General features: G+C 59.1%; 7 protein-coding genes and 3 pseudogenes. 7 read left to right on the forward strand and 3 right to left on the reverse strand.

Going from position 1 to position 8,579, the window contains the following annotated elements; genetic code table 11:
- The 3 genes and pseudogenes from ACTJJX_RS20945 to ACTJJX_RS20955 all read left to right on the forward strand — a co-directional run.
- Positions 1–66: pseudogene (locus ACTJJX_RS20945) on the forward strand (hypothetical protein); the annotation flags it as partial.
- Positions 67–112: 46 nt separating this feature from the next.
- Positions 113–847, forward strand: coding sequence for a substrate-binding periplasmic protein (locus ACTJJX_RS20950; protein ID WP_003106825.1), 735 nt, complete (start codon positions 113–115; stop codon positions 845–847).
- A gap of 23 nt (positions 848–870) precedes the next feature.
- On the forward strand, positions 871–1,278 hold the full coding sequence (locus ACTJJX_RS20955; RefSeq protein WP_003118266.1) for a hypothetical protein: 408 nt from the start codon (positions 871–873) through the stop codon (positions 1,276–1,278).
- Between the two features lie 10 nt (positions 1,279–1,288).
- Here the strand turns inward: ACTJJX_RS20955 and ACTJJX_RS20960 are convergent.
- Positions 1,289–1,351: pseudogene (locus tag ACTJJX_RS20960) on the reverse strand (hypothetical protein); the annotation flags it as partial.
- A 364-nt stretch (positions 1,352–1,715) separates the two neighbouring features.
- Between ACTJJX_RS20960 and pycTIR the strand changes: the two are divergent.
- The 4 genes from pycTIR to ACTJJX_RS20980 all read left to right on the forward strand — a co-directional run bounded on the left by pycTIR (position 1,716) and on the right by ACTJJX_RS20980 (position 5,530).
- Positions 1,716–2,642, forward strand: coding sequence for a Pycsar phage resistance system effector protein PycTIR (gene pycTIR, locus ACTJJX_RS20965; RefSeq protein WP_010562503.1), 927 nt, complete (start codon positions 1,716–1,718; stop codon positions 2,640–2,642).
- Between the two features lie 80 nt (positions 2,643–2,722).
- On the forward strand, positions 2,723–4,267 hold the full coding sequence (gene pycC, locus ACTJJX_RS20970; RefSeq protein WP_003127475.1) for a Pycsar phage resistance system uridylate cyclase PycC: 1,545 nt from the start codon (positions 2,723–2,725) through the stop codon (positions 4,265–4,267).
- Positions 4,264–5,037, forward strand: coding sequence for an E2 domain-associated cysteine-rich protein (locus ACTJJX_RS20975; RefSeq protein ID WP_073624886.1), 774 nt, complete (start codon positions 4,264–4,266; stop codon positions 5,035–5,037). The genes pycC and ACTJJX_RS20975 overlap by 4 nt, the downstream gene beginning before the upstream one ends.
- A gap of 319 nt (positions 5,038–5,356) precedes the next feature.
- On the forward strand, positions 5,357–5,530 hold the full coding sequence (locus ACTJJX_RS20980) for a hypothetical protein (protein WP_016712140.1): 174 nt from the start codon (positions 5,357–5,359) through the stop codon (positions 5,528–5,530).
- 731 nt (positions 5,531–6,261) lie between these two features.
- Here ACTJJX_RS20980 and ltrA read toward each other — a convergent pair.
- Entirely contained in the window at positions 6,262–7,530 is a 1,269-nt protein-coding gene (gene ltrA / locus ACTJJX_RS20985; RefSeq protein ID WP_010562502.1) for a group II intron reverse transcriptase/maturase, read from the reverse strand.
- 519 nt (positions 7,531–8,049) lie between these two features.
- Positions 8,050–8,560, reverse strand: a pseudogene (locus tag ACTJJX_RS20990) (IS5-like element ISPst7 family transposase); the annotation flags it as partial.
- Positions 8,561–8,579 lie beyond the last annotated feature (19 nt).

Here is an 8,579-nt window from a genome sequence, read left to right on the forward strand (position 1 = left end):
ACCAGTTGGGCGAGCAGTGCTCGATGACCGAGCGGCGTGCCGACGAGGCCACCCGCGACGTGGCATGCTTCGCCCCCATTCATAACAACAAAAAACGGCAAGGCCGCACACCATGCCCCTACGCACCACAACGCCCCTGCTCGCGCTGCTGGCGTTCGCCCTGCTGGCCGCCCCGCAGCTCCATGCGCAGGACGCAAGGCCGTCGTTGAACGTCGGCTACTACGAATTCCCCCCCTACATCTATACCGCCCGGGATGGCCACGCCGCCGGTTCCGGCGCCCGCCTGGTCCGCCTGCTGCTGGAGCGGGCCGGCTATCGTCCGGCGTTCCGCGCCCTGCCCAGCGCGCGCCTGTACCTGGGGCTGCAGGATGGCAGCGTGGCGCTGTGGGCCGGCGCGGCCAAGCCGGAGCTGGCCGCCGACACCCTCCAGGCGCGGCGCGTGCTCGGCCACGTCAGCCTGAACCTGTACTACCCGGCGCACCAGCCGGCACCGCGGGTTCCCCAGGACCTGGCCGGACGCCGGCTGATCCTGATCAGCGGCTACAGCTACTGGAAACCGGTCACCGACTTCATCCAGGACCCCAACCTGCACCTGCGCCTGTACCGCACCGGCACCCACCACGCTGCCTTGCGCATGCTCGAACTCGGGCGCGGCGACTACCTGCTCGACTACCAGGCGCCGGTGGAAGCGGCCAGCCGCCAGGCGTTGGCAAGCCAGGAACTGTACCGCCTGCCGCTGCGGATGATCGTCTCGCGCCACATTCCCGGCGCCGAAGCGCTGCGCGACCGCCTGGACCAGGCCTACGACCAGTTGCGGAGCGACGGCGCCGACCTGTCCCTGCTGTGAACCGACCCCGGAGGAGGAGCCCGATGCATACCGCCATCCCCTGCTGCACGATCAACGGCGAACAGCCCGCCCTGCGCGGACAGGTCTGCCAGTCGCTGCTGATCCAGGAATGGTGGTGGGAAGGCCGTCCGGCCGATCCGGTGAACGTGGTCTACCTGCAGTTCGAGCAACGCTGGTATCGCCTCTACTTCGAGGGCGAGACGGTGTTCTGGCGCAGCGGCGAAGCGCCGCGGCCCTGCGAGAACGACGAAGGCCCGGGCGAGTACCGCCTGCACGACCTCGGCCGGCAGCGCGGCCTGGCCGGTGTGCGCCTGCTGGCCCTGGAGTTCGTCCTCAACGGCCCGACCCTGGACAGCCACTTCGACTTCGCCGACGGCCAGCGCCTGAGTTTCCGGCACTTCCTCGACGACGACCTGACCCGGGTGCTCTGAGCGCCGTCGACTACTTGCGTGGCTTGGCCCGGGCAGTGGCCTCGGCCACCAGCGGGTCGTCCGGCCAATAATGTCACCTATCAAATTACGTTCCTTCGATTGACACCGCCAAATCGCCCGTAATCCCTACCTATGATGCTATTTCGGCGACTCCCCATTGACCGTCAAACTCACCCCCATTGATTGACAAAAACTGACGCCAATCAAGAGAAGGTTTGACAGGTGTACCAGAGCACGTCAGGTCTTACAGCACAAAATGTTTGACACTGAACATTCGGCCCACTACTCCCGAATGCAATCAAACAGAGTTTGAACCTGCGTCCCTGAGCGCCCGCCATGCCCAGATCTTTTCTTCAGCGCCCCTTGAAAGGGTGACGCACGTCCCCATTTCTCTGTGAACGCCCCCGCAACCTCTTCGCAAGGGAATGCTCACCATCATGACTACTGGGAAGTTGATCGATCGCTTTGAAGGGCCGTCAGGCCGCGCCGTTCTTGAGGAAGTACTGCTTGAGCAGAAGCTGGTACTCGGAAATCAAGACCTAGCACGCCGCCTCGCAGAGGTAGGAACGCTGGAGGAGATCGCTAAGGATGCTGTGCTCATTACCGAGGACGCGGAGGACTCCGAGGTTTATTTCATCATCACAGGGCATTTCCAGGTGAAGGTCCATGATCGTGAAGTCGCAACACGAGGGGGCGGCGATCACGTCGGAGAAATGGCTGCTCTGGTCCCAACAGCGAAGCGCTCTGCTACTGTACTGGCCACCGAGCCCTCGATTGTCTTGAAGGTCAGCGCGGCAGACTTCAAGTCCATTGCGGACGCGTATCCCTCGGTTTGGCGACAGGTCACTCGGCAACTGGTCGATCGACTACACCAGCGAAACGACATGGTGCTTCCTGCCCATCAGTCATCCCACGTATTCATCATTTGCTCGGTCGAGGCACTCCCTATTGCCCGGGCAATCGAGAATAACCTTGAGCACGACAAGTTCTTCGTAAAGACCTGGACACAAGGCGTTTTCCGCGCATCGCAGTACGCCCTTGAAAGCCTCGAAGAGCAACTGGACGAGTGCGATTTTGCCATCGCAATCGCACAGCCGGACGACTCCGTCACAATGCGCGAGGAAACCAAGAATACGCCGCGCGACAACGTCATTTTCGAGCTTGGCCTGTTCGTAGGACGACTTGGCAGGGCACGAACCTTCCTTCTTGAGCCTAGGGGTGACGAGGTACATCTGCCGTCAGATCTGAAAGGGCTGACAACCATCGGATATCGCCTAACGAAAAGTGAAGACCAGCTGCCCTCCAGCCTATCTCCAGCCTGCAATCAGCTACGCACCATTTTCAACAAGCTAGGACCGAAGTAACGGATATCTGTCAACAAGCAAATTTGGCATGCGCTTGCCTACCGCATTGCAGCGCGCCCAATCACCCGAAGGAGTGATCGATGAGCAAGAGCTGGAACCATGATCGCGCTGCAAAACACATAGACCAGAAGATCGCTGATGTTGAGGAAATCACCATCAAGGATTACGTGCGCGACATGTCGTTGGAATCGATTCCTACCAGTACCGCGTACCGCGTGGATGGGGTCCACATGTATGCGGACATCATGAATCTCGAGGACATGCTGAACATCACTGCAGTCGAGGGCACAGAGTGTCACAAGCGCACGCTGCGCTTTCTTGACCAGCACTACCGGGCAGTCAAGCGAATTCTCAACAAGGTTGATGCGCGCCGCGTCGACTTCCACAGTCAGCGGCTGCACTCCCTTTTCACTAAGCCGTACAACACTGAGTCCGGCGCTGAGACCAAGCGTGTTCAACGCGCCGTTGCGACTGCGCAATTGATCATTGACGTGCTTGCAGAGACGGGCGACGACGATGAGCAAATCCCAGCAGCCAAGGTTCGAATTGGCATCGATACCGGCCTAGCTCTTGCTGTAAACAATGGCCGCAGCGGGTACCGCGAACCCTTGTTCCTGGGCGATCCAGCGAACCATGCCGCGAAACTGGCCAGTAATAACAAGGCCAGGGGTATCTATCTGACCAACAATGCTCGTAAGGCCATCGGCCTTGCGGAAAGCGATGAGCCGGAAAAATCTGCCCTAACCGCGATAGAGATCAAGGCATGTCAGGATGCGGCCAAGCTGGATGTCACGTCCGACGAGATCGTCGAGGAGTGGCGTGAGGATCTGAAAAAGAACCCCATTGGCGGTTACCAGTTTTCCCGCCAAACCCCACCCCTGCGTGATATGGACATTTACTCGCTGACTCCGGCCAACTCGAAGCGACAGGAGATGGTGAGCCTCTACGCCGATATTGATGGCTTCACAGCCTACGTGGCCGATCACATCAACGAGAAGACCGACGATGTCGTGCGGACTTTGCATGTCATCCGCTCCGAGCTGGAGCGGGTCGTGACTTCCGACTTCGAAGGGCGCCGGGTGCGCTTCATCGGAGACTGCGTGCAAGCCCTATCCTGTGACGGCACCGCGCATACTACTGACGAAGAGAAGTCAGTATCCGAGGCCACACGGCTAGCAGGTGCACTGCGCAGCAGCTTCAATCTCGCAATTGAGCGGCTGAACGCCGAAGGTATTGAAACCGGCGACCTCGGCCTCGCGATTGGCTTCGATCTGGGCCCAATAGCCGTCACGCGCCTGGGCGCCAAGGGTAATAGAGTTAGGTGCGCTATCGGGCGTAGCGTGATCGAGTCTGAGAAACGCCAATGCGCGTGTTCGGGGGTGGAAACCGCGATCGGGCAAGTAGCTTACGACGCAGCATCGAAAGCTGTGCAGAACCTGTTTGGGAAGAGTCGTAAGACATCACACCTGGACTACAACGAAGCTACCGAAGCCCTGGCAGATGATGGGGACGCATCTGCGAAGCAAGCTCGCTCGGAAGCCTATGCGGGTTCCGCCGCCATCATTCGCGCAGATGAGCGTCAGGTGCAGCCCCACTCCCGCCAGAAAGTAGACGGCAGCCGTTGAGCACAGCGCTCGACCTGATTGCACAGGTCGCCCCAGATTTCGGGGGTACCTGTGTAACATCCGTTCCGCAGACAGCAACGCTTGATCTTCCGATTCGGCTGGTGGACGGGAGAACGCTCCCCTACAAGCTGCATTTACGCCAAGACGGTGAATGGATAGAAGCACGCGAAAGCACACCACATCACTTGCCAGGCTTTTGCCCGGAACGGCACATCAATTATGATGGTACGTTCTGTCTGTTTTACGCGGGCGCCAATCCGCTTCCTGTCTCAGACGAGCCGTCCGCTCGTGCCTGGCTTGAGACAATCTACAAATACCTAAAGCTTCAAGAGCGCGCTCGCACTCTGCGCAGATGGCCGAATGGTTCCGCGTGGGCACACGGCGACGCAGCTCGACATCAACTGCGAGCGCAGAAGGCTGCGAGCGCAATCAGTGGCAAAATCGCTAACGATCTTGCGGTAAATCAGCTAGGGCTCAAGCGCAGAAAGTCCAAAGAGCGACCTATCTTGGATGTGATCTCCGGAACAGTGCCTTTGTTTAGCGTGTGGGAAAAGTCCCGGCGGGTAATCAACCAAAAAAGGCGCTGCTTCTGCGGCCTGTATGGACGCCGCCGTCCTAAACGAATTCGACGCTGCCATGACCATGCAAAGCAGGCTACCGAACTGGCTTTCGCATTGCGGGACTGGGAAGAGGCTGAGCGGCAATATTGGGACTCCATGCACGGCAAGCCTTGCTGTGGTTCCTGCGATAGCTGCCCACTCAGCCCATAAGTCCCGGTGTAATTCGGGCTGGTCCCCAGGCGAGTCGGCATCTGGACTAGCAGCCCGCCGCTCATACCGGGGACGTTTCGTCTGATCAGGCAACTGGCAGGAGCAACAACAGGATCTTAACCCTGAGCAGTCGAAGGCCATGATGACCGGCCGGTACCCCGTTTTTAGTACTTGGCAGAAGTAACGGCCAGGCCACGGGGGCCTACCTCAAGATGCTCCTAAAAGAGAAAATAAATTAATGTACGCCAGGGCTTCCAGCCCCTCCCCTTCGAACATAACATCACGTCACGTTACAAACCTAAGCCAGGTGCCCATGCCTATGAAAACTAGCAATCGCGTTGTGATCGAGGTTGATCCTGCCCAAAAGCAGCAGATCTACGCCGCACTCAAGGCGCGTGGGTTGACCATGCGTGAGTGGTTTCTGCAGCAGGTGAGTCAGGAGCTTTCCATTCCGCAGCCCACCCCACCCTCCAGTCAGTCGAGCAACGATTAAGTATTTCTCAGGGAGTCGAGCAGATGCTCAAGACAGTCAAGCAGGCATGCACATTCAACCCCATCATTCGCGACTACCCAACTAGGCGAAGAGGAAGCCATCAAGCCCTACTGGGTCAATGGCCCTCGCGCGGTCGATCAGGCTGGCTGGAAGAAAATTATCGGGGACAAACCGACCCTGATCATGCTCGATGAGTTGCCGCCCTACCTTGAAAACGCGAGCACTACTGTCATCGGCGGCGGTACGCTGGCTACCGTGAGCACCTACACACTCAGCTGCCTGATGAGCGCCGCTCTGGAGTTACCGCGTTGCTGCATTGTGATTGCCAACCTATCCGGCAGCTATGTGGCTCAGACCAAGGCAATTGCCGAAGCAATCTCTAACCTCCAGCAAGAAGCCAGTCGCCAAGCGAGCACCATCACCCCCGTGCAGTTGGCGGGTACCTGTTCATCCCTAGCGCCTCTCCGCCTTGATGCTGGCAGATTCAGTCTGGCCTCGCGGTTCGACCTACCGAAATATCGGCGGTTACATTGTCCCCAGAGCTTCAGACCCGGCTGTTACCGGCCACGCCTGTCTGGGTAGGGAACGAGTGGTGGAACAGTCGGTTCCGTCGGGCGTTAACCTGCGGAACAGAAACCCATGCGACTTTCAGGTCGCACTGCCGAAATGGTGAGTCGGCCGCGGGAACTGCCCCCGCAGCCGCTCGCAGAACCGTACGTGACACTCTCGCGTCATACGGCTCCCGTTATCCAACCTTGCTGCCCGGTCACTCGCCAGTGATGAAACAGCCGGGGTACCACAGTCCGCATCTTGTCCAGCCATTGGCTAATGCGCCGCTTGCGCCTATGAAGGGCCTTGTATTTTCGTCGGGCCCAGCGTTCAAGCGCGCGGTCAATGTGCTGGAAGATGCCAAGCATGGCTGTCCGATAGAACGAGCCATAGTATTGCCACCACCCCTGTATCACTGGATTGTAGAGCCGAGCCACGTCGACCAGCGTCACGTGGGTTTGGCGATTGAGTCGCCACCTGCGTACCGCTTGCCGCATCCGCTTTAAGGCATCCGCACTCGCTCCCGGAAGGAAGCTCGTGAAGAGCTGGTCTTGTTTGCTGAGCGCCTTCCTCGGCCTAAAGGTGAAGCCGAGGAAGGTAAAGCTCACATGCGGATAACCTGCGCGACGGTTACTGTCCTTGCAGTACACGACTTTCGATTTCTCCGGGTGCATCGTCAAGCCACAGGCAGCCAGCCGTGAAGCAATGGAGCGCATCACGTACTCCGCTTGCTTTCGACTGCGGCAGTGCACCACCGCATCATCGGCGTAGCGGGCAAACGGGCAGTTGGGGCTGGTACGTTGCATCCAGGTGTCGAAGGCATAGTGCATGAACAGATTCATCAGGAGGGGACTGAGCACTCCACCTTGCGGGGTGCCGCGTTCGCGTGGGACGCGCATGCCGTCATCCGTTTCGAACGGCGCAACCAGCCACCGCTCGATGTACAGAAGTATCCAGTCCTCCTTGATGTGCAGGCGCACCGCCTTCATCAGCAACCCATGATTGATCTGATCGAAGGCTGCCTTGATATCAAACTCCACCACCCAGTCGTATCGCCAGCAGCGCTCACGCGTGATCGCCACCGCCTGCTTCGCTGATCGTCCCGGCCGGTACCCATAGGAGTCCGAGTGGAAGATCGAGTCCAGCTCCGGCTCGATGAGAAGCTTGACCACGGTTTGCGCGACACGATCACCAACCGTGGGCACTCCCAGCTTGCGCGTGCCTCCCGATGCCTTGGGAATTTCTACTTGCTTGACCGGAGGCGGGAAGTACGACCCCGACGACATCCGATTCCACAGCTTGTAGAGATTCTTAGACAGATCCCGCTCGAAATCGGCGATGGTTTCATCGTCGATGCCGGCAGCACCGCGGTTGGCCCTGACCTGCTGGTAGGCGTCCCATACCGTGCGTTTCGCTATGTCATAAGGTTTCGCCGAGCTCACGCCACTCATCCCCGGAGGTTGGCAACGCTCGTCGGCCGGATAACGCCGCCCCTTCGCTCCACCTCCATTACAGAGGCTTCATCGCTACTACGGGAAGCTCCGCCCCTCGTTCCAGCATCGGTATTCTTCCTCATGGTGTTGGCCATTTGTCATTTTCCTTCGCATCTGGAACAAGGTTCTCACGTTCCGTACCAAAGCCTGTATGAAGATCATGCCGCCTATACACCGGCTGCCATCGGGTCCGTAAGCAGGTAACGCCCCGACTTGTCCTGAAGCCAGTACTCCACCTCAGTTTCGGCAGCACCTTGGGCATAACGATGCGTCATCGGACGGTTTGCTTTCGCTCATCTTCTCCATACTCACCTGCCATCCTCAGGGATGACTTTTCCTCGGTCGCTCACCACCACACCTTTTGGATGCAGCAGCACCGGGTGGTTTGAAGTCCGCTCCTGCAAGCCGACTTCGGAAGGCCTACTTCCATCTTCGGCACAGCAGCACAGGTCATCTGACCTGTGTTCGTGACACACAATACTGGTTTCCCTTCTTGGTCTGGTGCATTTCCGGGTCGCGCTTGCCGTCCTTGTTCTTGGTCGAACTGGGCGCATTGATCAGCGTTGCATCGACGATGGTGCCCTGGCGCAGCGACAGGCCGCGGTCGCCCAGAGCCATTGATGACAGCGAGGATGCCGGCCGCCAGCTCGTGTTTCTCCAGCAAGCGGCGGAAGTTGAGAATGGTGGTTTCGTCGGGGATGCGCTCCAGGTTCAGCCCGGCAAACTGGCGCAGGATCGTGGTTTCGTACAGCGCTTCCTCCATCGCTGGATCGCTGTAGCCGAACCAGTTCTGCAGCAGATGCACACGCAGCATCGCCATCAACGGGTAGGCCGGACGGCCACCTTCACCCTTCGGATAATGTGGCTCGATCAAAGCAATCAAGCCCTTCCACGGCACCACCCGATCCATCTCGATCAGGAACAACTCCTTGCGGGTTTGCTTGCGCTTGCCAGCGTACTCGGCGTCGGCGAAGGTCATCTGCTTCATCGGGAAACTCGGTGGGTGG

Origin of the sequence: Pseudomonas sp. 22490, assembly GCF_052044465.1 — a bacterium.
GTDB classification, from domain to species: Bacteria; Pseudomonadota; Gammaproteobacteria; order Pseudomonadales; family Pseudomonadaceae; genus Pseudomonas; species Pseudomonas aeruginosa.